At 35.2% G+C, this 26,929-nt stretch carries 21 protein-coding genes and 1 pseudogene; 18 read left to right on the forward strand and 4 right to left on the reverse strand.

Features of this window, described 5'->3' with window-relative positions:
* Positions 1-39: 39 nt before the first annotated feature.
* The 6 genes and pseudogenes from C568_RS0110830 to C568_RS0110855 all read left to right on the forward strand — a co-directional run bounded on the left by C568_RS0110830 (position 40) and on the right by C568_RS0110855 (position 8,804).
* Positions 40-1,089 carry an LCP family protein gene (locus C568_RS0110830; protein ID WP_006095579.1) on the forward strand — a complete coding sequence of 350 codons (1,050 nt, stop codon included), beginning with the start codon at positions 40-42 and terminating at the stop codon, positions 1,087-1,089.
* Between the two features lie 89 nt (positions 1,090-1,178).
* A pseudogene (locus tag C568_RS32825) lies at positions 1,179-1,526 on the forward strand (cation:dicarboxylate symporter family transporter); the annotation flags it as partial.
* 353 nt (positions 1,527-1,879) lie between these two features.
* A complete protein-coding gene (locus C568_RS0110840; RefSeq protein ID WP_018781497.1) occupies positions 1,880-3,586 on the forward strand; it encodes a peptide ABC transporter substrate-binding protein in 1,707 nt (568 codons plus the stop codon).
* 381 nt (positions 3,587-3,967) lie between these two features.
* Positions 3,968-5,680, forward strand: a complete 1,713-nt coding sequence (locus tag C568_RS0110845; protein WP_018781498.1) for a peptide ABC transporter substrate-binding protein — start codon at positions 3,968-3,970, stop codon at positions 5,678-5,680.
* Positions 5,681-6,226: 546 nt separating this feature from the next.
* Complete coding sequence (locus tag C568_RS0110850; RefSeq protein WP_006095583.1) at positions 6,227-7,933, forward strand: peptide ABC transporter substrate-binding protein; 1,707 nt, start codon at positions 6,227-6,229, stop codon at positions 7,931-7,933.
* A 151-nt stretch (positions 7,934-8,084) separates the two neighbouring features.
* Complete coding sequence (locus tag C568_RS0110855; RefSeq protein WP_018781499.1) at positions 8,085-8,804, forward strand: class I SAM-dependent methyltransferase; 720 nt, start codon at positions 8,085-8,087, stop codon at positions 8,802-8,804.
* Positions 8,805-9,033: 229 nt separating this feature from the next.
* Here the strand turns inward: C568_RS0110855 and C568_RS0110860 are convergent, their stop codons facing one another.
* Positions 9,034-9,387, reverse strand: a complete 354-nt coding sequence (locus C568_RS0110860) for a hypothetical protein (RefSeq protein WP_018781500.1) — start codon at positions 9,385-9,387, stop codon at positions 9,034-9,036.
* A 137-nt stretch (positions 9,388-9,524) separates the two neighbouring features.
* Between C568_RS0110860 and C568_RS0110865 the strand changes: the two genes are divergently transcribed.
* From C568_RS0110865 to C568_RS0110885, 5 genes are all read left to right on the forward strand, one after another.
* Positions 9,525-9,860 carry a hypothetical protein gene (locus tag C568_RS0110865; RefSeq protein ID WP_029427152.1) on the forward strand — a complete coding sequence of 112 codons (336 nt, stop codon included), beginning with the start codon at positions 9,525-9,527 and terminating at the stop codon, positions 9,858-9,860.
* A 31-nt stretch (positions 9,861-9,891) separates the two neighbouring features.
* Entirely contained in the window at positions 9,892-10,077 is a 186-nt protein-coding gene (locus tag C568_RS34190; protein WP_123767148.1) for a P1 family peptidase, read from the forward strand.
* A 317-nt stretch (positions 10,078-10,394) separates the two neighbouring features.
* Positions 10,395-12,494, forward strand: coding sequence for a vWA domain-containing protein (locus C568_RS0110875; protein WP_018781501.1), 2,100 nt, complete (start codon positions 10,395-10,397; stop codon positions 12,492-12,494).
* A gap of 29 nt (positions 12,495-12,523) precedes the next feature.
* Positions 12,524-15,886 carry a tubulin-like doman-containing protein gene (locus tag C568_RS0110880; RefSeq protein ID WP_018781502.1) on the forward strand — a complete coding sequence of 1,121 codons (3,363 nt, stop codon included), beginning with the start codon at positions 12,524-12,526 and terminating at the stop codon, positions 15,884-15,886.
* A gap of 58 nt (positions 15,887-15,944) precedes the next feature.
* Positions 15,945-16,085 carry a hypothetical protein gene (locus C568_RS0110885; RefSeq protein ID WP_003199007.1) on the forward strand — a complete coding sequence of 47 codons (141 nt, stop codon included), beginning with the start codon at positions 15,945-15,947 and terminating at the stop codon, positions 16,083-16,085.
* Positions 16,086-16,119: 34 nt separating this feature from the next.
* Here C568_RS0110885 and brnQ read toward each other — a convergent pair whose 3' ends face one another.
* Positions 16,120-17,466, reverse strand: a complete 1,347-nt coding sequence (brnQ, locus tag C568_RS0110890; RefSeq protein WP_018781503.1) for a branched-chain amino acid transport system II carrier protein — start codon at positions 17,464-17,466, stop codon at positions 16,120-16,122.
* A 661-nt stretch (positions 17,467-18,127) separates the two neighbouring features.
* Here brnQ and C568_RS0110895 point away from each other — a divergent pair.
* From C568_RS0110895 to C568_RS0110915, 5 genes are all read left to right on the forward strand, one after another.
* Positions 18,128-19,510, forward strand: a complete 1,383-nt coding sequence (locus C568_RS0110895) for an APC family permease (protein WP_018781504.1) — start codon at positions 18,128-18,130, stop codon at positions 19,508-19,510.
* A 240-nt stretch (positions 19,511-19,750) separates the two neighbouring features.
* The gene (locus C568_RS0110900; protein ID WP_078211704.1) at positions 19,751-19,990 is read left to right on the forward strand and encodes a DUF1294 domain-containing protein; all 240 of its coding nucleotides are present in this window, start codon (positions 19,751-19,753) and stop codon (positions 19,988-19,990) included.
* Positions 19,991-20,214: 224 nt separating this feature from the next.
* Positions 20,215-21,156: an EamA family transporter RarD gene (gene rarD / locus C568_RS0110905; RefSeq protein WP_006095526.1), complete on the forward strand. Its 942-nt coding sequence runs from the start codon at positions 20,215-20,217 to the stop codon at positions 21,154-21,156.
* 77 nt (positions 21,157-21,233) lie between these two features.
* Positions 21,234-21,659, forward strand: a complete 426-nt coding sequence (locus tag C568_RS0110910) for a divergent PAP2 family protein (RefSeq protein WP_018765361.1) — start codon at positions 21,234-21,236, stop codon at positions 21,657-21,659.
* A gap of 156 nt (positions 21,660-21,815) precedes the next feature.
* Positions 21,816-23,675: a terpene cyclase/mutase family protein gene (locus tag C568_RS0110915; RefSeq protein ID WP_018781506.1), complete on the forward strand. Its 1,860-nt coding sequence runs from the start codon at positions 21,816-21,818 to the stop codon at positions 23,673-23,675.
* An 83-nt stretch (positions 23,676-23,758) separates the two neighbouring features.
* On the opposite strand, the gene C568_RS0110920 is transcribed toward C568_RS0110915, so the two are convergent.
* Entirely contained in the window at positions 23,759-23,908 is a 150-nt protein-coding gene (locus C568_RS0110920; RefSeq protein ID WP_003198992.1) for a YfhD family protein, read from the reverse strand.
* Between the two features lie 132 nt (positions 23,909-24,040).
* Between C568_RS0110920 and fabG the strand changes: the two genes are divergently transcribed.
* On the forward strand, positions 24,041-24,781 hold the full coding sequence (fabG, locus tag C568_RS0110925; protein WP_003198990.1) for a 3-oxoacyl-ACP reductase FabG: 741 nt from the start codon (positions 24,041-24,043) through the stop codon (positions 24,779-24,781).
* Between the two features lie 109 nt (positions 24,782-24,890).
* On the opposite strand, the gene C568_RS0110930 is transcribed toward fabG, so the two are convergent.
* Positions 24,891-26,375: an aldehyde dehydrogenase family protein gene (locus tag C568_RS0110930; protein WP_003198988.1), complete on the reverse strand. Its 1,485-nt coding sequence runs from the start codon at positions 26,373-26,375 to the stop codon at positions 24,891-24,893.
* A 274-nt stretch (positions 26,376-26,649) separates the two neighbouring features.
* On the opposite strand from C568_RS0110930, the gene C568_RS0110935 reads away from it, so the two are divergent.
* Positions 26,650-26,928 carry a YhdT family protein gene (locus C568_RS0110935; RefSeq protein WP_003198986.1) on the forward strand — a complete coding sequence of 93 codons (279 nt, stop codon included), beginning with the start codon at positions 26,650-26,652 and terminating at the stop codon, positions 26,926-26,928.
* Position 26,929 lies beyond the last annotated feature (1 nt).

Below are 26,929 nucleotides of genomic sequence, written 5' to 3' on the forward strand. Positions count from 1 at the left end.
TTTAATTCGTATAGAATAATAAATATCGGGGGAGCTAATATGGAGAAGAATTTATCTTCACGTGAAAAAAAGAATAAGAAAAAATATAAAAAAGGAAAAGTGATAGGGATATTTGTAGGGGTGTTGTTAGCTGTTGGAATAGGATATGGTGCGTATCTGTATAATAAAACTTCAAATGCGGTACAAAAAGCTTCTCTCAGTCTAGCACGTGGTGAGAAATCTGATTTGCGTGAGGAAGTTGTAAAGCCAATAACAAATAATGTTTCTCTTTTAATTATGGGCATTGATGAAAATCAAGAGCGTCAAAAAGAATATAATGGTGCATTTCATACAGATGCATTATTACTAGCTACTTTTAATAAGGATGATAAGACAGTCAAGTTAATAAGCATACCACGTGATACGTATACATATGTTCCAATCGAAAAGAAAAAGGATAAAATAACACATGCATATGGTAGGGGCTTTGTAAAGAACGGAAAGGATGGAGGACCGCAAGCGTCTGTTGAAGCGGTAGAAAAATTATTACATGTACCAGTTGATTATTTTGTGAAATTCAATTTTAATTCATTTATAAAAATTGTTGATGATTTGGGTGGTATTGAAATAGATGTTCCAATTGAGTTTTCTGAACAAAATAGTAAAGATGAACCGGAGGCTATTCATTTAAAAAAAGGAATGCAAACATTAACTGGTGAACAAGCACTTGCTCTTGCAAGAACACGTCATATCGATAGTGATGCTATGAGAGGACAGCGTCAGCAGCTTGTCATTGAAGCGATCTTAACAAAATTAAAAAGTGCAGGATCTGTTACGAAAATAGGAAAGATGATTGATGCTGTAGATGGTGAGTTTAAGACAAACTTAGCTTTGGCTGATATGCTGTCGTTTTATAAATATGGATTAAATGCTTCAATTGAGAAAATTCAATTAGCTGGAGATGATTTGTATTTACCGAATGGGCCGAAAGGTGAACGAGTCTATTATTATAATCCAGATACAAAGAGTTTGAGAGAACTTAGTAATATACTTCGAATACACCTTGGATTAAGTGAACAGCAAATTAAAAAAGAAGATGGGGAGAGTTAAAGTATATGAAAAACATAATATAAAATATTTTTTAGTAAAGCAGATCATTATAAATATCTGCTTTTTTGTTTGAATGATACAGTGAAGATTTTTACCTCGATCTTTCGCTTGGTCAACAATTAACAATAATAGCTATTTTGTTAGTTACTTCAAAAGGGGAAGCCGCTGTAACTGGAGAGGGCTTTATGTATTGGCATCAACTTTATCAGCGATGCATGTTATTCCGTTAGAAGGATTGGTTCAACTAATAATCAGTGGGGGATGAAGAAAACCCCCACTGATTAAAGTTTCACTTTATGTCAGAAACGCGCGCTATCGTAAATTTAATTGGTAATGGTATTGCAACTGTAGTTGTTGCGAAAAGCGAAAATGAATTTAATGAGGGGAAAGATAAACAGATGCTAATAGGTATGCAAAAAGAAAAAATAGCCGGATAAAAAGGTCAGTAAAGCTGACCTTTTTTATTTTGTTAAGAAAGGATTTACTAGAATTATACATTATTTATTAACAATAATTCAGAAGAGTTTTCTTTACAATTGGAATAAATAGAAGAAAAATCAAATGCATATAGTAATACAAGAAAATTCTATATCAACGTAATAGAATGTTTATGAATATTACTGTAATAAAATAATTTTTACAAAATTTTTAATAATAATACTTTACAAAAAACAAAAAATTAGTAGAATAATAGTTAATAGGAATCTTTTGATAAGAATATAAAGAAAAACAGAATTATCAGAAATTTCTTAATCTAGAAACGTACAGGAAATTAGGGAGGGTACAAAAAATGAAAAAGAAAAAGATGAAGAAATTAACAGCAGTCGTAGCACCAGTTTTAGCAATGAGTATGGCATTAACAGCATGTTCTACAGGTGGAGACAAAAAAACAAGTACGAATTCAAGCGGAAGTGATAGCAAATCGGATGCTAAATTAGCGGCAAAGCAAGTGCTGAATCGTACAGAAACAAACGAAATTCCAACAATGGATACTTCGAAATCAACAGATACTCTTGGATCACAAATTTTAGGGAATACAATGGAAGGGTTATATCGCCTTGATAAAGATAATAAGCCAATCCCAGCTGCAGCTGAATCAAGTACGAAAAGTGAGGATGGCAAAAAATATACATTTAAACTTCGTAAAGACGCAAAGTGGTCAAACGGTGACCCAGTAACAGCGAAAGATTTCGTGTTTGCATGGCAACGTTTGTTAGATCCAAAGACAGCTGCTGAGTATTCGTTTATTGCATACTATATTAAAAATGCAGAAGCGATTAATAAGGGGAAAGCGGAAGTATCTACGCTAGGTGCAAAAGCGGTAGATGATTATACACTTGAAGTTGAACTAGAAAACGCAGTTCCGTATTTCTTAAACTTAACAGCATTCCCATCGTACTATCCATTAAATGAAAAGTTCGTAAAAGAAAAAGGAGATAAATTCGGTTTAGAATCTGATACAGTTGTTTACAATGGACCGTTTGTTCTTACAGATTGGAAGCATGAGGAAGGCTGGAAGCTGAAGAAAAATAATAGTTATTGGGATAAAAAGAATGTGAAGTTAGACGAAGTTAACTATAGTGTTGTAAAGGATATGGCAACTCGTGTAAATTTATATGATAGTGGCCAAATTGACTTTACTTTATTAGCTGGAGAGTTTGTTGACAAATATAGAAATAAAAAAGAAGAATATGGAGTATATTCAGAACCAAGTACGTTCTACTTACGTTTAAATCAAAAACGTGCTGGCCAAGATACACCGCTAAAGAGCAAAAAATTACGTGAAGCAATTACGTTGTCAATTAATAAAAAAGATTTAGCGAATGTAATCTTAAATGATGGTTCTAAGCCTGCTGATTACTTAGTGCCAAAAGGATTAGCGAACGGACCAGACGGTAAAGATTTCCAAGAAACGTTTAAAAATGGTCTGAAAAATGACCCTAAAAAAGCAGCGGCAGCTTGGGAAGAAGCGAAGAAAGAGCTTGGTAAAGATCAAGTGACACTTGAGTTCTTGAACTATGATACAAGTAATGCGAAAAAAGTTGGAGAATATGTAAAAGACCAAATTGAGAAAAACTTAAAAGGTGTAACAGTTAATATTAAAATGCAGCCGTTCAAACAAAAGCTGAAATTAGAATCTGAACAAGATTATGATTTCTCATATGCTGGCTGGAACCCAGACTATGCGGATCCAATGACATATTTAGATATGTTCGAATCAACAAACTCTCAAAACCAAATGAGCTACTCAAATCCGAAATATGATGAAATCATCAAAAAAGGAAAAACAGAGTTAATGGCAGATGCGAAGAAACGTTGGGAAGAGTTAGGAAAGGCAGAAAAACTGTTGCTTGAAGAAGATGTAGCGCTTGTACCGTTATACCAAAGTGCTAAATCGTATGTAATGAAACCAAACGTAAAAGGTGTTGTAAAACATAACATCAGCCCAGAATACAGCTTCAAGTGGGCTTACGTAACAGAAGAAAATAGTAAGTAATAGAAAGATAGAAAAGCATTTCTAAAGGTAGGTTGTCTACTTTTGGAGGTGCTTTTTTCTATGTAATGAATCTTGTTTAAAGAGACTTTAGATATTAGAAGTGGTGTTTGATATAAAATTTATATATGAATAATTTTATATTCATTTAAATAAATGATAAGAAGGGTATTGCTGTCATATAGTGAATGGAGAGATTTTGTAAAGTAGTGTGACTAAAATATACCATCATTATAGTAGAAAATATTTTCGAGATTAAAAAAAATAACTTTACAAAACATAAAAAAATAGTAGAATATTAACTAATAAGAATTTTCTGATAATAAAAATATATCGGAAATCTACCATGGGTATCATCGTACATATAATTAGGGAGGGTACACAATGAAAAAGAAAAAGTTGAAGAAGTTAACAGCGGTTGTAGCACCAGTTTTAGCAATGAGTATGGCATTATCGGCATGCTCGGGATCAGGTGGGGATAAGAAGACAAGTACAACGTCAAATAGTGGTGAAGAGAAAAAATCTGATATTAAATATGCAGCAAAACAAGTATTAAATCGTACAGAAAATCAGGAAATTCCAACAATGGATACTTCTAAAAATACAGATACCCTTGGGTCGCAAATTTTAGGGAATACGATGGAAGGGCTATATCGCCTTGATAAAGATAATAAACCAATCCCAGCTGCAGCTGAATCTAGCACGAAAAGTGAGGATGGTAAAAAATATACATTTAAGCTTCGTAAAGATGCAAAATGGTCAAATGGTGATCCAGTAACAGCGAAAGATTTCGTGTTTGCATGGCAGCGCTTACTTGATAAAAACACAGCTTCTGAATATGCGTTTATTGCTTACTATATTAAAAATGCAGAAGCAATTAATAAAGGAGAAGCAGACATATCTACATTAGGTGCTAAAGCGGTTGATGATTATACCCTTGAAGTGGAATTAGAAAAGCCTGTTCCGTATTTCTTAAATTTAACGGCATTCCCATCATACTATCCATTAAATGAAAAGTTTGTAAAAGAAAAAGGGAATAAATTCGGTTTAGAGGCGGATACAGTTTTATATAATGGACCATTTGTAATGTCTGAGTGGAAGCATGAGCAAGGTTGGAAGTTGAAGAAAAACGATAATTATTGGGATAAAAAGAGTGTGAAACTAGAGGAAATTAACTATAGTGTTGTAAAAGACGTAGCTACAAAAGTGAACTTATATGATACTGACGCAATTGACTTTACATTATTATCAGGAGAGTTTGTTGATAAATATAAACCGAAGAAAGATGAATATGGTGAGTATGCAGAGTCAAGCACTTTCTTCTTACGTTTGAATGAAAAACGTGGTGGCCAAGATACGCCGCTGAAAAATAAAAAGTTACGTGAAGCAATTGCATTGTCAATTGATAAAAAAGGTTTAGCAAATGTTATCTTAAACAACGGTTCTAAAGCAACGGATCAATTAGTACCAAAAGGACTAGCAACTGGTTCAGACGGTAAAGATTTCACAGAAACATTTAAAAATGGTTTAAAGCAAGATACGAAAAAAGCAGCTGCAGCATGGGAAGAAGCGAAAAAAGAACTTGGTAAAGACCAAGTGGCAATTGAATTGTTAAGTTATGATGATGGAACAGCGAAAAAAGTTGCTGATTATGTAAAAGACCAAATTGAGAAAAATTTAAAAGGTGTAACAATTAATACGAAAATCCAGCCGTTTAAACAAAAGTTAAAACTAGAGACAGCGCAAGACTATGAAATCTCTTACGCAGGTTGGAGCCCAGACTATGCAGATCCAATGACATTTATCGATATGTTTGAAACAAAGAGCCCTTATAACCAAATGAGCTACTCAAATCCAAAATATGATGAAATGGTTAAAAAAGCAGGAAATGAATTAATGTCTGATCCGAAGAAACGTTGGGGAGAGTTAGGAAAAGCAGAAAAATTATTGCTTGAAGAAGATGTAGCAATGGTGCCACTATATCAAACAGGTAGAGCATATGTAATGAAACCAAATGTAAAAGGAATTGTAAAACATAATATTAGTCCAGAATACAGCTTTAAGTGGGCGTATGTAGAGGAAAAAGGCGGAAAATAATATGAAATTAGAAAAGTGCCTCCGGAAGTAGGTCAACTACTTTTGGAGGTGCTTTTTCATGGGAAGAATCTTGTTTATAATTTGTTCTATTGCTAAAAGGATAAAAATTCATAAATACTACAATAAAAGTAGTATTTATGAATTTTTAAGATAATATAATCTCAAATTGATTAAGAATGGCAGTGAGGGATTAAAGGGCAATAAGACTCCTACCACAAAAGTTAGTGAAGGTGGAGGATGAAGAAAACCCACACTGATTAAAGTTTCACTTTATAGAGAGAAAGGAGGTTATATATAATTCGAAAAAATAGAGATGAATAAGAAAGCTTTAGTGCTCATATAGTAGATGGGGAGAATCTTGTAATGGTGCTATTAAAAAGCAAATCATTATTATAGAAAAACTATTTTCAGAATTTTGAAAAATAACTTTACAAACTTGAAAAAAATAGTAGAATATTAATTAATAAGAATTTTCTGATAATATCATAGGTATTAGAAAATCTCTCAAATGTATCATCGTACATATAATTTAGGGAGGGTACACAAATGAAAAAGATCAAGAAACTAACAGCGGTTGTGGCACCGGTTTTAGCAGTAAGTATGGCGTTATCGGCATGCTCGGGGTCAGGTGGGGATAAGAAGACAAATACAACGTCTAATAGTGGTGAAGAGAAGAAATCTGATATTAAATATGCAGCAAAACAAGTACTAAATCGTACAGAAACAAACGAAATTCCAACGATGGATACTTCTAAAAATACAGATACTCTTGGGTCACAAATTTTAGGGAATACAATGGAAGGGTTATATCGCCTTGATAAAGATAATAAGCCAATCCCAGCTGTGGCAGAATCAAGTACGAAAAGTGAGGATGGAAAAAAGTATACATTTAAACTTCGTAAAGATGCAAAATGGTCTAATGGAGATCCTGTAACAGCAAAAGATTTCGTATTTGCATGGCAACGGTTAGTAGATCCAAAGACAGCTGCTGAATACGCATTTATTGCTTATTATATTAAAAATGCAGAAGCAATTAACAAAGGAAAAGCAGAAGTATCTACTTTAGGTGCAAAAGCAGTAGATGATTATACACTTGAAGTTGAGCTGGAAAGCGCAGTTCCATATTTCTTGAACTTAACGGCATTTGTATCGTATTACCCACTAAATGAAAAGTTCGTAAAAGAAAAAGGAGATAAATACGGTTTAGAATCTGATACGGTAGTTTACAATGGGCCGTTTGTTCTAACTGACTGGAAGCATGAAGATGGTTGGAAGTTAAAGAAAAACGATAATTATTGGGATAAAAAGAATGTGAAACTAGAAGAAATTAACTATAGTGTTGTAAAAGACGCAGCTACTCGTGTGAATCTATATGATAGTGGTCAAATTGACTTTTCTTTATTAACTGGGGAGTTTGTTGATAAATATAAATCGAAGAAAGATGAATTTGGAACATATCTGGAACCAAGTACATTCTACTTACGCTTGAATCAAAAACGTGCTGGTCAAGATACACCACTAAAGAGCCAAAAATTACGTGAAGCAATTGCGTTGTCAATTAACAAAAAGGATTTAGCAAATGTAATTTTAAATGATGGTTCCAAACCTGCCGATTTCTTAGTTCCAAAAGGATTAGCGAATGGACCGGACGGTAAAGATTTTCAAGAAACGTTTAAAAACGGTTTAAAACAAGATTCTAAAAAAGCAGCGGCGGCTTGGGAAGCAGCGAAGAAAGAGCTTGGTAAAGATCAAGTGACACTTGAATTCTTAAACTATGATACGAGTAATGCAAAAAAAGTTGGTGAGTATGTAAAAGATCAAATTGAGAAAAATTTAAAAGGTGTAACAGTTAACATTAAAATGCAGCCATTTAAACAAAAATTAAAATTAGAATCTGAGCAAGATTATGATTTCTCATATGGTGGTTGGAACCCAGACTATGCAGATCCAATGACATATTTAGACATGTTTGAATCAACAAATTCTCAAAACCAAATGAGTTATTCAAATCCAAAATATGATGAAATGATTAATAAAGGGAAGAAAGAATTAATGGCAGATGCAAAGAAACGCTGGGAAGAATTAGGGAAGGCTGAAAAACTGTTGCTTGAAGAAGATGTAGCGCTAGTACCGTTATTCCAATCAGGTAGATCTTATGTATTACAACCAAATGTAAAAGGAATTGTAAAACACAATATCAGCCCAGAGTATAGCTTTAAGTGGGCATATGTAACAGAGAAAGATAGCAAGTAATTAAAAAAGCATTTCCAATGGTAATTACTTTACCTTGGAAATGCTTTTTTATGAGTAATGTGGGAGCTACTTTGAGAAAATAGTACGTTATTTTTGCACAGTACATTACGTTTATGCATATAGGTATTCTAGAAAAAAGAAGGAGAATCTTATGAAACGGAATGTATACATTGACTTTTTAGCTTATTACGGAATTGGAAGCGCACATCCTGGTGGTTTTACATTAACGAAACAGTTATTGGCACAGTTGCCATTATACCGTGAAGCAAATGTGCTTGAAATAGGATGCGGAACAGGGCGTACAGCAGCTTATATGAAAAAACAATATGGTTATAACGTCACAGCAGTTGAAAATAATGAAATTATGATTCGAAAAGCAAAAAATAGATGGACACAAGAACAATTATCGATTGAACTGATTAAAGGAACTGCTGAACAGTTGCCGTTTTTAAATGAGAAGTTTGATCTTGTATTAGGTGAATCTGTACTTGCTTTTACAAACAAAGAACAGGTGATTCCTGAATGTTATCGTGTCTTGCAAAAGAACGGGAAACTTGTTGTCATTGAAATGATAATTGAGAAGCACTTAACAAAAGAAGAAGAGGAGAAAATACTGCAATTTTACGGAATAAAGGAGTTACACACAGAAAAGGAATGGATTGATTTATTTCAAACGACAAACTTCAAAAGGATAACGATTGTAGGTGGAGGAACGATTGCCGAAACGATTGCAGGACAAATGGAACAGCCAGAATGGAACCTGTCACATTTTATTCCGACTGAATTGTACGATGCATGGGTGCAGCACGAGCAAGTATTGCAAATGTATCAACATATTTTAGGGCACCGTGTATTTATTTGTGAAAAATAAAAAGCAGATTAAAAAATCTGCTTCATTTATCCCACTATTTGTGGGCAGTAATATTCTCACCTCAAAATTTAGCAAAAGCATAGAAGTTAGGTGAGAGATAACCTACCCGTAAAGGCCCGATTGAGGATGGGTGATTAAAGTTTCACTTTATTCGCGTATGATATGATAACTGTATTTCATTATTTTTGAAAAGGAGTTGACTAAAAAATATAGTCGGCTTCTTTGTATATTAGATGAAAAATAATGCAGCTAAAGCAATACCAAAAATAAATCCGAAAGCTAATTCAACGGCACCACCGCAAAATCCTCCTCCACAGCCTCCATCAAAACCAAAGCCTCCATCAAAACCAAAGCCGCAATGGTTACATTGACCTAAACCACCACAAAAATCACAGCCACCACCTGCATATGCATCATTGTAACCAAATCCTGTATCAAAAGAGGATCTATAGGGTTCAATCCAAACAGAATCATTTGTCACATCCACAATCTTACCGATATGAACATAACCATCTACATCTTCAATACGTACAACTTTACCAAAATAACGATGACAAGTATTGTAACATTTTTGACAATGCATGTTCTTGCCTCCTTCCATATACAGTAATACGATATGTTATCGGGACAAGTGCGGCTTGTACGATTGACCTAAGTTTCATAATTGTTACGAGAAAGGGGGAATATATGGTGAAAGTGTATGAAAAAGGAGTGGGAAATATGGAATCTAAAGATCAATTCCAAACATATGAAGTTCCTTGGAATGAATTTACGAATGCCCTTCGTAGTGAAATGGAAAAACAAGTAGGAGCAGATATCATTGACCAGGTTGTTTGTGATTTAAAGGATGGGTTTGAAGTGTATACATATATACAAGGAGATTTGGATTTTGAATATAAAGAAGAACTTGAACGAAAATTTGGGAGTGATGGAAAAATTCCTAATTTATTAACTGTTATGTTATTAGCGAGTATTTATCATACAAGCGAAGAGAATATTCGTCTGCATGCGGATCGTAAAGACAATCCTATTGTTGAAGTATATGTGAAACAATAAAACACGCTGTTATAGGCGTGTTTTTATTTGTATGGAAAAATGTAAGGAAATTCACACTTTAAGGAGAGGGGATATTGTGGTTGCTTTTTCAACAGCGCATCGTATTCCTCATACCATTGCTACAGAAACTTTACAATATTCTTTTTTACGTGAAGATGGTAAGGAAGTTTCATATCTGTTTACGATGACTGTAGAAGTGATAGAAGAGGCTATTTAGAAAGCTTTATGCATAGCAAAAATGACAAGTGGAAGTAGGGAATATTTAAAAAAACACCGTATTTAAAGGTGGAAAGTTATTTTTAATAGAAGAGAAAATCAAACTTTTTTATAGGGATTTTTTGTATGAAGAGTCTGTTTTGATCAATTCTCTTTCAAAACAAGATCGTTACTGAAAAGAAGGTTATCATTCCAGTAATTTAGTTTACATAATGACATTGTAATAATCTACATATCCCAAAATACAAGTCATATATCTTGTTTCTTTTCATAAATTTAAACATAGGAATTTGTCTACAAAGGTGGCGAAGCCTCATCATGAAGATTCGAATTTGTGCCACATTCATCTTTTTTCTATTATTGTGTTTGAATCCTTTTTCAACTTTTGCAAAAGGAGAGGAGGCAAAAGAAAGGGTCGTTTCACTTGTATATGATGATTCTGGCAGCATGAGAAATAACGATCGCTGGAAATATGCCAACTATGCTTTGCAAAGTTTAGTTGCATTATTAGATGAAAGAGATAGATTTTCATATGTTCCAATGAGCCATCCTACTGAAGCGTTAAATGTCACGCTAACAAATGAGAAAAGACAAATAGAAATTGATCAAATTGGAGCGTGGAAGAATTATTTAAATACGCCGTTTAACGCAGTAGAGACCGCGATGCAATCTATTAAAAAGGAAGCAGACATAAATGGAAAACGTGAATTTTGGCTTATTGTATTAACTGACGGGGCATTTAACGAATTAGAAAAAGAAAAGAATGGCGGTAAAGAACAAATCACGCAGAAACTGGAACAGTTTAAAAAAGAAATGGAAGCGAAAAAAATATCATTGCATCCGGTTTTAATAACAATGGAAGAAAACTTAGGACAGCAAGAGCAACAACAGATGAATACGTTTAAAGAAATTTGGAAGCAAGAGATAAATGGTATCGTCATGCCAACGAGTGGAGAAGATGGAGTTATTCAAAGTGTAAATCAAGCTGCAGCCTTGGTTGCGAATCGAGATCCATTTTCTTCTGTTGAATCTGTCGTGAAAACGACTATATCGGGTAACAAATTAGAGATTACTACACCGTTCCCATTAAAACGAATGACACTGGTACAACAATCTTCTACTGCATCGCAATATCGGATAGAACGACTTTCTAAACCGTTAGCAGTACAATCTTCCTTTTCAATTCACGCACCAGGAGAATCAAAATTATATGGTGGTATTACCCATATCGGTGCTACGAATCATGAAATAATTAAATCAGGGACATACACGTTAGAAATTGATAGTGGTATTGTGAAAGAAGGATTGAAAGTACTTGTTGAACCAGCGCTTGACTATACCGTTTCTACTTATGATAAAGAGGATAAAGCGAAAAAAAACGTTGAGAAAATGTATGAGGGAACGAAAGCAGTGATTGAAGCGAAACCGACGGATTTACCAATACAATCTTCTTATTTCCAAGCAGAAGTAGAACTAGATGGAAAGCTGTATCCGATGAAATGGGATGATAAAGCACATGTGTTTTACTATGAATTACAAATTAAAAACCAATTTGTACGTGGGAAAGTTCATATGAATATAAAAGGGTTTTACAGGCAAACGAGAGAATTTCGAATTGATCCGATACCAAAGGCAAAATTATCTTTGCAAGTCATTACGAAAGATTATGAAGAAAAGGTGACGAATTTAGACAAGAGTAAACCATTTGTCCTGCAGCCATTACTGAATGGTGAACCAATGACAGAAGTGGAGGTAAAAAAGCTACTGCAATCTACTGATGTCACATCGCATCAATCGATTAACTACGAATTGCGGCAACATGACAATCAAATTTATGTGTATCCTCGTCCTTACTACTCCGATACATTCAATTTTACAGATACCGGCACCATAGAAGCTACCATCACTATAAACGATTCAAAGTTACAAGAAGTGAAGAAAACGATTTCGTTTCATATTCAAAATGCACCATTTTGGGAACGGTATGCGCTAATTTTTCAATTTGTAATCCCGGTTGCGTTACTGCTTTTGCTTGTTGCGATTCTTATTTTAGGGTGGATTGTCCGGCCAAGGTTTCATCGTAAAGCAATGTTATATTACGAATGGGATCAAGAAGTAGCAAAAGATTGGCTCTATCAATCTGAACCAGAATTATTAAGAAACAAGTGGTGGAAACATTATTTTGGTATTCCATTTCGAGCAGAACGAAAGACGGTACAATCAGTAACTTTTATAGCAAAAAAAGGTTCGAAGTCTATATTTGTAGCAAAGGAATCACAAGTGATTGGTATGATTATTGACGGTATGTTTATAACAGAGGAAGAGATCGGAAATGAGCATAAGACATTATATCCGAACGAGATTTTACTAATTGATCGTGGGTATGGAAAAGAAATTTATCGATATGAATGTGAATAATAGGAAATTCAAATAGGAAGGTGGTTCACATGACATTACAAGTTCCAACAATTTTAATTGGCTTAGGTGGAATCGGGAGTACCGTTACACACCAAATATATGAGAAATTGCCAGAGGAACGACGTAAAAAGGTAGCGATGCATGTCTTTGATACAGATGTGAATACATTAAGTAAATTTGAGCATATTCGTAAGTTCAAGACACAAACGAGCTCTAGTAAAACGCCGCGAGAATATATTGCAGGGGATCCAACGATTCCGGAATGGTTTCCAATGGACCCCACTATTCTAGATAAGCCGTTAACTGAAGGAGCTGGTCAACTGCGTGTGATTTCACGCTTAGCTCTTCGGGCAGCGATGAAAGAAGATAAATTGACTGCTTTTTGGCAAGAAATCGAAAAGATTTTTCCTGTCACAAGTGATCAAACAGAGTATGGTGTTCGAGTTATTATCGTTACATCGTTAGCTGGTGGTACCGGTTCGGGTATGTTCTTACAAATTGCGTTGTACCTACGTGAAATGCTTCGGAAAAAACTGCAGCATCATAACATTTTAATACGCGGTGCGTTTTTAATGCCGGATGCACTTGTTAAGACACGTACCATTAGTGCGAAAGAATTTGAAACTGTTCAGGCAAATGGTTATGCGTCATTAAAAGAACTTCATGCGATTACACTTGGCTCAACGGGTGAATTATCAAAGCGGGGCGGTGTAACAATTGAACTAGAGTATCGTCCAGATCAAGTGGATGAAGACGGAAGAACGAATCATACAATTAAAGAGCATCATTTACCATATAATTATTGTTTCTTATATGATTATGAAAATTTACACGGTCATCATTTACACAATCTGTCAGATTATATGGAACAAATGACAAACACGATTTATTTACAGCTATTTAGTCCGATGTCCACAAGTCATTTTGCACAAGAAGATAATCAGATTCAGCAATTGGCAGAATCGAATGGAAAAGCACGTTATTGTGGTGCTGGAACTGCAAAGCTTATTTATCCATATGAGCATGTGCTAAAATACTGTGCCTTGAAATGGGCTGTGCAAGGATTAGATGAATCCTGGCTACATTTAGATCAATTGTTTCAAGAGAAAAAACAGAGGTATGAACAAGATGTTCGTCGTGGTATGCAGCGTGAGAAGCCAGAGCGGGGAAAGAGTTATTTAGAAGATTTAGAGCATCTTGCCACTCGCCCAGAGCAAGCACATATTTTCTATAGACAAATGTACAATGAAACACGCGAAGGTGCAGAAGGTGGTAAGGTAGGCGTTGCGAAATCCAAGTTATTTTTAGAAGCGGTTGAAAGTTATGTACAGCGTACTGTACAAAAAGATGAAGAATTAAATAGGTTGCAGCATGAGTGTAAAATATCTGCCGCAAAGCTTAAAATGATGGAGCAAATGAAGGGTGAAGTGGCGAGAGTTGATCATGCTGTTAGGTTGTATGCCTATGCGATACCAAGCCGTGTGCATGAGCATGTGACGACACTTTTATATGACATGATAGAATCAGATCGATATACACCGAGTGGATCAGAGGGACAGTCATACCAACTAAATACATGGTTTTTAAAGAAAACAGAAGCTGTTCATCCAGTGGCTGCTCGTTTTATGCTATATGAAATTCGGAAACAATTAGTAGAGAAAATGAATCGTTTACATGAGAATAATGAACAGAAGCGTAATTTAATTCAAAACTATGATAAGAAATTTAATGTAAGTAATATTGATGGTACAGTTACAGCAGTGCGACGTGTTGAGCTGGCGCAACAACAAGGCTGGTTTGGAAAAATGTTCTATAATCAGCAGCGTACGTTCCGAAAAGAATTTGAAGATATAGTCACGCAATATGTGCATAAGTTGAATGAATATCGTAAAGAAATGTTACTGGAACTCGTTTATCAATCGCTATATCAGGCAGTAAATAAAATGATCCAACATTGGGAAAGATTCTTTGATAATTTACAAGAAACACGTGAAAATTTGCTGTTTGAAATTCAAAAACGCAGCAAAGAATTTGAAGGGAAAACAAATCCGACGAATGTATATGTGTTAGCAGATGAAAAACTACAAGAAAAAATATGGAAAGATATGCAGCAACATTTAAACTTAGGTGTGCTTCCAAAGGATATATCAGCAGAGATGTATATGAGCTTGTATGCGGAATATTGCCGCGATGCACAAGCAGAGGAAAGTCAATCGAAGAAAGTAGAGGATTTTTATCGAGAGCATATTTTAACGTATTGTTATAACGAGCTCCAAGTCCGATATCGTGACAAATTAGAACTCAATATTATTGAAGCATTGCGAAAAGAAGCTGATTTTAAAAAGCGTGATCGTAATGAATATGTGAGAGAAAAAATTGAAGATCTCTTCCATCTAGCAAGCCCATTTATCCCGAAGGTAGCCCATCATCGAGAGTTACAATATTGGGGTATACATCCATCACTAAAACAGGAACTACAGGAAGAACTATTGCAAGAAATGTTTCAAGAAAAAGATACAGTGAATGAAGCATTTTCACCATTTGAAGTAATTTGTTACCGAGCTCATTATGGATTATCATTACAAGATTTTCCTAAGCTTTCATCTGGACATCTTGCAAATGGTTTTATGAATGATAAAGGAGATTATTTTCAGTCTTATTATCGTCGTGTAAATAAATTAAATATCAAAAAATCGAATTTGACACCGCATTTAGATAAATATTGGCACTTACCAGCTTTTATGCCGGACTTAAATGCAACCCAGACGAAGTTAGATTATGATAAATGTAATCGTGCTCTTCTTTATGCATATATGTACCGGTGGATTAGTCTTGTCGCTGTCGATGGTCAGTTTGTCTATCAATATAACGGTGTAGGACGCAGCTTTTTAATTCAGTCCATGGGGAAAAATATTTCAAGTGAAAGTTATAAGTTACATCGGGCATTGCTTCATAATCCGTTTATTTATGAAAATATTCTGTCCCGTTTTGAAGAAGAACAGGAAAAAGCAATGCTTCAAGGGGGACATTTGTATACACAGGCCTTTGTATTAGGGGCTCAAGATGTAAGATGGCTTAGAAAAGAGCACGTTCATAATATTTTAGACATTATTTTAATGTACGACCGGGAGGCAAAATACGATCCAACGTTAGAAGAAACATCAGATGAATTATTGCGATTACTTCTTGATGAAATCGAGTTGTATTTCCAAAAATATTATGGAACAGGTGCAGATATGGTTGCAAAGAAAGAGAAAGAAATGTTTGTAAAACAACTATGGGACCGTTCGTATGCGAAAGGGTATGTTGATCCAAATAGTGCGCCTTATAAAAAATGGCAGCACTTATTACATGTTCAAGGTGAAGAACAAGATACAAAAACGAATGTATAGGGGAAAGATAGGGAACCCTTAAGTATGGAAATACTATTTATGAAAAGAGGGGTTCCAGGTGCCATTTTTAGGAAGTGTGTATCAAATATTTGGATTATACCCGGAGATTTATCATGCGATGATTTCTGTGGAAATGCAGGAAGAAGAATTACGTAATGAGCATGTGGAAAAGAGAAATGAAATAGAAATGGAAGATTAAGAAAAAACCATGCAGATTTTTATCTGCATGGTTTTTAATGATTCGTTTTCGGAGTACTAGTAATGAATTTCATTCGGAATACAAAAATAAAGTAACCAATACACCCTCCAATAAATGCAGGACAGATCCAGCCTAAACCTGCATCGTATAAAGGAAGAATTTTAGAAAAAGTAACATTGATTGCTTGAATAGGTATATTTGCTGCATTTAGTCCATCAAACAAACTAACGACAAAAGTTAGGAGTAAGCTCCATTGATATACCTCTGTTCTACCTTTAAATATAGGGTGTAGAAATGTTAAAACAATTAGCATAATTGCTAGTGGATATATCGCTGTAAGTACTGGAACAGAAACCGCAATTAACTCTGTCAAACCAAGATTTGCAATCAATGCGCTAAAAATAGAAAGCATAACAGCAAATGTTTTATAAGATATTTTCGGGAATACTTTATGGAAGTATGAAGAGCATGCTGTTACAAGTCCAACGCTTGTTGTTAAACATGCAACAGTAATCATTAAGCCTAACAATAAATTTCCTAAAGAACTAAAATAATAATTAGCTACTTTAGCTAATACTTCTCCTCCATTTGTTAAGTGCCCTAGTTTAGATACGCTAGCGGCTCCCATATAAGAAAGGGAAGTATAGACAATTGTTAATACAATTGCTGCAATACCAGCAGCCTTTGCACAAACGCTCACTATTTCTTTTTTATCATAAGTACCCTTCTCTTTTATAGCATTGATAATAATAATACCGAATACAAAAGATGCAAGTGTATCCATTGTTAAGTAGCCTTCTTGGAAACCTTTAAAAAAAGAATTGTTCACGAATTCTTTTGTAGGTACCTGAATAGGGCCGATTGGTTGGACAAACGCTGCAACTACTAAAATCCCGATGAATGTAAGTTTGATAGGTGTTAAAAGTTTCCCAACAACATCTACAATTTTCGTTGGATTAAATGAGAACCAACATGTAATACTAAAGAAAATGATTGTGAAAATAAGTAATGCAACCGTTTCTGTTCCGTCAGATAAAAATGGTTTTACACCTATTTCAAAAGAAACACTTCCAGCTCTAGGGAGTGCAAATAACGGACCAATTGCTAAATAAAGAATAAATGTGTACACAGCACTGAACCAAGGATGAACACGATTCGCTAATGTTTGTAAATCATCACTATCAGAAATGCCAAATGCTAGAACGCCTAGCAAAGGAAGACCTACTCCTGTAATTAAAAATCCAGCAGTAGCAATCCACACATTATGCCCAGCTGCTTGTCCTAACATAGCTGGGAAAATTAAATTTCCAGCACCAAAAAACAGTGCAAATAACATAAGGCCGATTACAAGGATACGAGAAAAGGGTACTTTATTTGCCAACTTAAAACCTCCATTGAAATAATTCTTTAAAATACCATAATGCCACATAGAAAATTCTGAATTTTAAAATTGTTATATTCACAACGTTTTTTATTATACTCATATGAAATTTATATAGCAACCAAAAAAAAATTTTTTGAATTAATAATAAAAAGTAAATTTATGATATGAAATTTATATCATGCAAATAATAGAGTTAAGATACAATCAAGTGACTATGGTTTTTATTTCACAAAAATAATTTCAATTATGAAATAGTTGAGCGTACATGTGTCTTGTAGGGGATGATGAATAAAACATTAATATTAGAAAAATGAATCAAGGGATATTCCTGGTAATAATTGAAATTTAATAATTTGGATTTGTAAAATAACACTCTTTATTACATAATTATCCATTCTAGAGTGATTGATCTTATTATTGACAATTGAATTAATTATATGATAAATTCAATCCTGTTTCTTAGTGATGCATCATTTGAAAGAATATCGTATAGATAATTTCAAATGTGCATTTCGAAAAATTCTGTTTTTTCGAAATGCAAAGTTTAGAAATAAGTAAAAATTATAGCTATTGAAAAATAATAATTATAAAAACTTTAAAAAGGAAAAGAAGAAGTTGTACTTAGTAAGGGATTATATTGAAAACGAGGTTTCTATTAATGAGTCTACTAATTAAAAAGGAAATGAATGAAGAAAAGAAAAGGGTATTGAACCAAACGTTAGGAGCATTTGATTTAACTCTTTTAGGAATCGGGGCAATTATTGGAACTGGTATTTTTGTATTAACAGGTATTGTGGCAGCGAAACATGCTGGCCCGGCAATTGTTCTATCTTTTGTATTGGCTGCAATTGTTTGTGCATGTGTGGCATTTTGTTATGCTGAATTTGCTTCTACTGTTCCAGTATCCGGTAGTGTATATTCTTATACATATATTACATTAGGAGAAATTTTTGCTTTTATAGTTGGTTGGTGTGTCATGTTAGAGTATTTATTAGCGACCTCTGCGGTAGCAGCTGGGTGGTCCGCTTATTTTCAATCATTACTTCTAGGATTTCATATTAAAATTCCTACTCTTTTTGCCTCGGCACCGGGCATGGGGAAAGGTGGAATCATTGATTTACCTGCAGTTTGTATTGTTTTAGTTGTTACATTTTTATTAAGTCGTGGTGCGAAAGAAAGTGCGCGTATTAACAATATAATGGTTATTATTAAACTTGCTGTTATTTTAGGATTTATTATTGTAGGTGGACAATATGTGAAACCAGAGAATTGGCAACCATTTCTTCCGTTTGGATTTCACGGTGTTATTGGAGGAGCGGCTACTGTATTTTTTGCCTTTTTAGGTTTTGATGCAGTTGCTACAGCAGCTGAAGAAGTGAAACGCCCACAACGCAATGTTCCAATTGGTCTTCTTGTATCGTTATGTATTTGTACAATTCTTTATATTGGTGTTTCATTTATTTTAACAGGAATGGTACCATTTACTGAATTGAATGTAGCTGATCCAGTTGCATATGCATTGCGTGTTGTAGGAGAGGATAAAATTGCAGGTTTGTTATCAGTAGGAGCCATTGCTGGTTTAACTACAGTTCTTTTGGTAGCCATGTTTGCTTTTGTACGGGTATCTTACTCAATGAGTCGAGATGGATTACTTCCAAAGAAGCTTTCAAGTGTGCATAAACGTTTTCAAACACCATTCCTTAATACGTGGATTACAGGAATGCTCGCAGCACTTTTAGCGGGGCTTGTAGATTTGAATTTATTGGCGAATTTAGTGAATGTGGGAACGATAACAGCTTTTATATTTGTATGTATTGCGGTAATTGTACTGCGTAAAACAAACCCAAATATTGAAAGACCATTTCGTGCACCGTTGGTTCCTTTTTTACCGATAATGTCAATAATAAGTTGTATGTATTTAGCTTTAAATCTTTCTAAAGTAACTTTAATCAGTTTTATGGTTTGGGTTATGATAGGTATTTTGGTTTATTTTGTGTATGCTAAAAAGCATAGTAATGTAAGAAAAAGAAATGGCGCATAAAGTGTAATAACCATCCCCTAAGGTGGGGTGTTAGCCCTCATCAATTTAGCTTTACTGCTTGCGAATAGCGGATAAATAATTGAAATAACAGCTGTAGGCTGAAAAGATAGCTTGTTTACAAGTAATTCTTTACTGTCTACAGCGATTTTTATTTGTATATAAATAAAAACCCCATTATTGTAGAAAAAATTAAATTAAAAAAAGAAAGTGATGTGAGAATTAATAATGCTCGTAAAATGTATGTATATATTGTGTATTAGTGTCGTTGCTTTTTCGATGATGGGACTTGATAAACGTAAAGCAGTGAAAAAACAATGGCGTACCCCTGAGAGTACATTGTTTTTAATGTCTGCAGCAGGAGGAGCAATCGGAACGTGGATTGGAATGTATGTTTTTCACCATAAAACTCATAAAAATAAATTTAAAATTGGTATACCGCTTCTTGTTGCTATAACTTCATATGTTTTATGGGTAATTTAGGTTTACTTGGTTAGTTAGAGTTCGTGCAACAAATTAGGTTTCTATGAGGAGTCTAAAAGGAATTTAGCTGTTTTCTGCTAGGTTCTGAAGTATGTCATATTAAAAATAAGTAAGTTTTTTGAAAAAGGAATTTCATTGTCGAAAAAGATAGGGAGAGAATATTTGTAAAGGTTTAAAGATACACCTTATAATGAAGGGAAAAAGAGAAGAGGAGAAAAGGGAAGATGGAGAGTCAAAAAGCACTGCAAAAGCAAGGGGTTTTATACGCAGCTGGTGCTTATATGATGTGGGGAGTTCTTCCGATTTACTGGAAATGGGTGGGGGAAGTTCCTGCAGAAGAGATATTAGCACATCGTATTGTTTGGGCATTTGTTTTTATGTTACTAATTTTGGGAGTATCGAGACGATTGGGGCAATTTCAGAGTGAACTTGTGAGTCTTTTTAAACGACCTAAATTATTAATTTCATTAACGATCGCTTCCGTTTTAATTAGTGGGAATTGGTTTGTGTACATATGGGCTGTGAATCAGAATCATATCATTGAAGCGAGTCTTGGTTATTATATTAATCCTCTTGTAAGTATTTTACTTGGTACAGTTGTTTTGAAAGAAAAACTTAACTTTTGGCAATATGTTGCAGTTGGTTTAGCAGGAATAGGTGTTATTATTTTAGCGTTTCGATACGGTTCAATTCCATGGATTGCTCTTTCACTGGCATTTACATTTGGGTTATATGGGTTAACCAAGAAATTGCTGAATTATGATGCAATGATAGGACTTACGATGGAAACAATGATTGTGACGCCTCTTGCATTCATTTATTTAGTTATGATTGGTGAGCATGGTTTTGGTTCGTTTGGCTCTATTTCGTTTACTTCAACGCTAATTTTAATGGGAGCAGGGACTGTTACTGCATTACCACTTTTTTATTTTGCAAAAGGAGCACAACTTATTCCGCTATATATGATTGGATTTTTACAATATATTTCTCCGACTATTAATCTTATTTTAGGGGTTTTTGTGTTCCATGAGCATTTTACATCGGCTCATATGACAGCATTTTTCTTTATTTGGGTTGCATTATTGATATTTTCGGTGGCAAAAACAAAGTTTTTGCTTCGTAAGCAACCAAAGTTTCTTAAAAATAAATCAGCAAAAGTATCATAAAGCGTAGTATTTTCTACGCTTTTTTCTTTATACTTATAGTATAGAATTTCCATTACTGCAAGTAGGGAGCTGGAAATATGGAAACAATTTTACATAATGATCCGCTTATGGCAGCTGTAATTGCCTGGTTTTTGGCGCAATTAACGAAAGTTATTTTTAAGTTAGTAAAGACAAAAGAGTTCGATTTTGCACAGTTTTTTGCTTCTGGTGGAATGCCAAGCTCTCATTCTTCAACAGTTACAGCGTTAGCAACAGGAGTTGGCATGGTGGAAGGAATCACGAGTGCAGTTTTTGCTATAGCAGTCATTTTTGCTATTATTGTCATGTACGATGCTTCAGGAGTAAGGCTCGCGGTAAGTAAACAGGCGAAGATTTTAAATGATTTTTTTCATGGCAGACAAACCGAATATAAAAAGCTGAATGAGCTTGTTGGACACACACCTTATCAAGTGGTTGTCGGAGCTATTTTAGGAATTGTTGTTGGAATTGGATATTGTTTATGAGCAGAATGTGTATTTACATGTTCTGCTTTTATCATTTTAACCGAGAAGCCCCCCTCCTCCAAACGAAGTGAAGGTGGGGGTAGTTCAATTGTTTTATACATAATTGCGTGCGAAGTGGCATATCGTATACGGATTTAGAAAGGGTAGGTGAAAAGGGTGTTATTATATGAAAAAGTGCGTCAAGAAGTCGAGCGGAAAGTTACTGCACTTCGAACGATGCAATATCAAGATGGGGCTTGGCGTTTTTGTTTTGAAGGTTCTCCATTAACGGATTGTCATATGATTTTTTTACTAAGATTATTAGGACAAAATGGTGAGATGGAGCCATTTGTTACTCGAGTTGCATCTCTTCAAACAAATGAAGGAACCTGGAAGCTATATGAAGATGAATCTGTTGGCAATTTGTCTACTACAATTAATGCATATGTCGCTTTACTTGCTTCTGGAAGGTATACGAAAGAAGATATAAATATGAAGCGTGCAGAAGCGTTTATTCGGAGGCAGGGTGGGATTACAAAGGCTCACTTTATGACGAAGTTTTTATTAGCGCTTCATGGAGGATATGAATATCCTTCTTTATTTCACTTCCCAACACCCATGTTATTTTTACCTGAAGATTCCCCGCTTAGTATATTTGAGCTAAGTAGTTCCGCACGTATTCACCTCATTCCGATGATGATTTGTATGAATAAACGATTTACTGTGTCCAAAACGATTCTTCCTAATTTAGATTATATTTCAGGTGGGAGTAAAAAGCAGTGGTTCCGTGAAGAACGTTCATCATTGTTTCAAACGCTTCTTGGTGACGTGAAAAAGTTTTTATCTTATCCGTTATCTTTACAACATAAGGGATATAAAGAAGCAGAGCGTTTTATGATTGAGCGGATTGAAACAAATGGAACACTATATAGTTATGCGAGTGCTACATTTTATATGATTTATGCATTGCTTGCACTTGGGCATTCGATTCAGTCACCGCTTATTTCCAATGCAGTATTAGGATTGAAATCTTATATATGGAATATGAACAAGGGGACACATCTTCAAAATTCACCATCTACAGTGTGGGATACAGCTTTACTAAGTTATTCGTTGCAAGAAGCAGGTGTACCAAATGATAACCAAATGATTCAAAAAGCGACAGATTATTTGTTGCAAAAACAACATAAGGAGAAAAAAGATTGGAGTGTGCATGCTCCATCACTAGACGCTGGAGGTTGGGGCTTTTCTGATGTGAATACAACAATTCCAGATATTGATGATACAACAGCTGCCCTAAGAGCGATAGCACGAAGCCGAGAAGGAAATCAAAGAATAGAAGAAGCTTGGAGAAAAGGCATTGAATGGGTCAAAGGGTTACAAAATATTGATGGAGGCTGGGCAGCTTTTGAAAGAGGTGTAACGAGTCATTTTCTGACTCATTTACCACTTGATAACGCAGGAGACATGACTACGGACCCATCTACGTCAGATATTACAGGTAGGGTGTTGGAGTTTTTTGGAACATATGCTCCGCACCAGCTAAAAGATGACCAAAAGGATCGAGCAATTAAATGGTTAATGCAAGCACAGGAGAAGAATGGATCATGGTATGGAAAATGGGGAGTGTGTTACATATACGGTACTTGGGCAGCCCTCACAGGTTTACGTGCTGTAGGAGTTCCATCTAATCATACAGCTTTACAAAAAGCAGCTACATGGTTAGAGCGTATTCAACATAACGATGGAGGTTGGGGAGAGTCTTGCAGGAGTAGCATAGAAAAGCATTTTATTTCGTTACCGTTTAGTACACCATCACAAACGGCATGGGCACTCGATGCACTTATTACTTTTTATGATACGGAAACACCTGTCATTCGAAAAGGGATTTCTTATTTACTTGCACATCTAAATCAGAATCAGGATTATCCTACAGGCATAGGGCTACCAGATGGTTTTTATATTCGCTACCATAGCTACCATCATATATTTCCAATCCTTACTTTTGCGCATTATATCAAAAAATATATGAAATAAACCGAGAAATGATCTCGGTTTATTTCATTTTGTATGGGTAGTAGTAGGTCCCAATTGCAAAAGGATAAGGGCGAGATAGCGCCTTATTTTTGTTTAGACTGGCGTTTTTGACGTGCATCGGCGGCGTCAGCACGTGCATTTGCTTCTAAGTCATCATGATCAGCAAGTTCACGAGAGAACTCTACATCGATGCCATCAGAAGTTTTGCTATACCCTAGGTTCTTTTTGTTCATTCGACACAATCTCCTTGTGTTTATGCTATGTTGCAAGTTTAGTTTGACACAAATAGACTTTTTTATACAAAAAGGATTTGGAAAGCATAAAGCCGAAATATACAGTATAAGTAATAGAAATGGGGGATAGGGATGGATTTTTTACATGGGAAAACAGCTGTTGTAACAGGAGCAGCGCAAGGGATTGGGAAAGAAATTGCTTGTACTTTTGCAAAGTTAGGTGCAAAGGTGTTAATCAGTGATGTAAATGAGAAGAAATTAAAAGAAACAGCAAGAGAATTTTTAGACCAAGGATATGAAGTAAGTTTATACGCATGTGATGTGAGTAATCAAAGTGAAGCGAAATCGTTAGTCGAATACGCAGTTCAAACATTTGGAGAATTACATGTTTTAGTGAATAATGCAGGGATTACAAGAGATGCGATGTTACATAAAATGGAGAAATCAGCTTGGGAGCAAGTAATGCAAGTAAATTTAACAGGTGTGTTTTATTGTATGCAACCGGCACTTCTTTACATGAGGCAGCAACAATTTGGACGTATCATCAATATTTCTTCGATTAGTAGGGAAGGTAATATTGGGCAAGCAAATTATGCTGCAACGAAAGCGGGCGTCATTGGATTAACAAAAACGGCAGCAAAAGAAGTGGGCGGATTTGGTATTACTTGTAATGCCATTTGTCCCGGTTTTATGGATACAGATATGACAAAAACAATACCAGATAAAGTGAAAGAGAAGATGGTTGGTGCAATCCCAGTTGGAAGAATTGGAATGCCACAAGATATCGCGAATGCAGCGGCCTTTTTCGCTTCAGAGTATGCTTCTTATATTACGGGCGAGGTATTAAATGTGAGTGGTGGCTTGCAAGTGTAAGAGATAGTTCCATATTTTCAAATATGTTACGGAATAAAATAATTGGATTTTCTAAAAAATTTGTTACATAATAAGTAGAGCCTGACCAACCTTGGTCAGGCCCTTTCATTTAGTTTAGGTTCACCCAAACACTCTTCACTTCTGTATAGTTATTTAATGCATAAGAACCCATTTCACGGCCAAGGCCAGATTGCTTAAATCCACCAAATGGAGAAGCTGCATCAAATACGTTGTAACAGTTTACCCATACTGTACCAGCACGAACTTTACTTGCAATGTAATGTGCATTCTTTACATTTTCTGTCCATACACCAGCGGCTAAGCCAAATGATGACTTATTTGCACGTTCAATTACTTCGTCAATATCATTAAACGGCAATGCAGAGATGACAGGACCAAAAATTTCTTCTTTTGCAATTGTCATTTCATCATTTACGTCCGCAAATACAGTTGGAGCGACGAAATAACCTTGCTCGTATGGTTTGTTTCCACCAACAAGTACTTCTGCGCCTTCTTCGATCCCTTTTTCAATGTATCCCATAACGCGTTTTTGCTGTTCTTCAGAAACAAGAGGTCCAATTGTAGTTTGTGGATCTAGACCTGCACCTTGTGTTAATTTTTTTGAATATAGAACAAGGTCAGCCATAACATTATCATACATTTTCTTTGGAATAAATAAACGTGACCCTGCACAGCATACTTGACCTTGGTTAAACATAACACCGGAAAGTGCTGCTGGGATTGCTCGAGATAAATCAGCATCTGGTAAAATAATATTCGGTGATTTACCTCCAAGTTCTAATGTAACTCGTTTTAATGTTTCAGATGCTTGTCTCATAATTTGTTTACCAACCGGAGTAGAACCCGTAAATGCAATTTTATCAACGAGAGGATGATTGACAAGAGCTTGTCCAGCTGTCTCGCCAAATCCTGGTACGATGTTGACAACGCCTTTTGGGAATCCAGCCTCTTCAAATAATTCAGCTAAGTATAGAGCGGAAAGAGGTGTTTGTTCTGCTGGCTTCAATACGATTGTACAACCAGTTGCAAGAGCAGCCCCCATTTTCCACATTGCCATAAGGAGTGGGAAGTTCCACGGAATAATTTGCCCAACAACACCAACAGCTTCATGGCGTGTATAGTTAAAATATTCACCAGAGACTGGGATTGTTTGACCGACAATTTTTGTAGCCCAGCCAGCGTAATAACGCATATGTTCAATTGCAAGCGGAATGTCTGCTGCTAATGTTTCGCGAATTGGTTTCCCATTATCCAATGTTTCAAGTTGTGCAAGTTCCTCTTTGTGTTCCTCCATTAAATCTGCAAGTTTATACATAAGACGGCTGCGTTCAGCGCCGCTCATACGCGACCAAGGTCCTTCATCAAATGCAACTCTAGCAGCTACTACAGCTTTATGAATATCTTCGCGACCAGCTTCGGAAACAATCGCAAGTGTTTCGCCAGTTGCTGGGTTAGGAGTTTTAAATGTCTTTCCGGAAGCGCTTTCGACGAACGCCCCATTCACATATAATTTTTTTGTTCCTTGAAGAAACTTTTCTACTTTTTCATGAAGATTTACAGCTAGTTGACTCATTGTATAACCCCCTTGAAAATATAATGTAAACGCAGTACGAGACGGCGTTTATTCCTGTAACAAAGTTGTAAAGAAACTAGATGGAAGACCTCTAATTTTAATCATAAATAATAAAGACTGAAAATTCAAATTTCATTTACGTTACAATTGTAAAAATTATGTAATACGGAGTTGGATTCTATATATTTGCAAAAAATCCTTCTAGTTTTTCTTTTCTAGTAGGAAAAACTAGAAAAACAATGTTACAATTATACATCGTGAGAGGAGGGAGAAAATGAAGGATTATCATGATGATCCACGCTTTCGAATTGCCCATAGAGAGGCGTTAATTGGTCTTGGACTTGCTTTTATCAATTTTATAATATGGTATGGATTTGCCTATGGGCTTGGGAGTAAAGATCCAAGTGAATATACATATGTATTAGGTTTTCCGGCATGGTTTTTTTATAGTTGTATAGTCGGTTTTGGTGTAGTAGTTATACTTCTTATTTTAATCGTGCGTTTTGCATTTCAAGATATTTCGCTCGATGAGGAAGAAAAAAGTGAGGAATGAT

Origin of the sequence: Bacillus sp. 95MFCvi2.1 (assembly GCF_000374965.1) — a bacterium.
GTDB classification, from domain to species: domain Bacteria; phylum Bacillota; class Bacilli; order Bacillales; family Bacillaceae_G; genus Bacillus_A; species Bacillus_A pseudomycoides.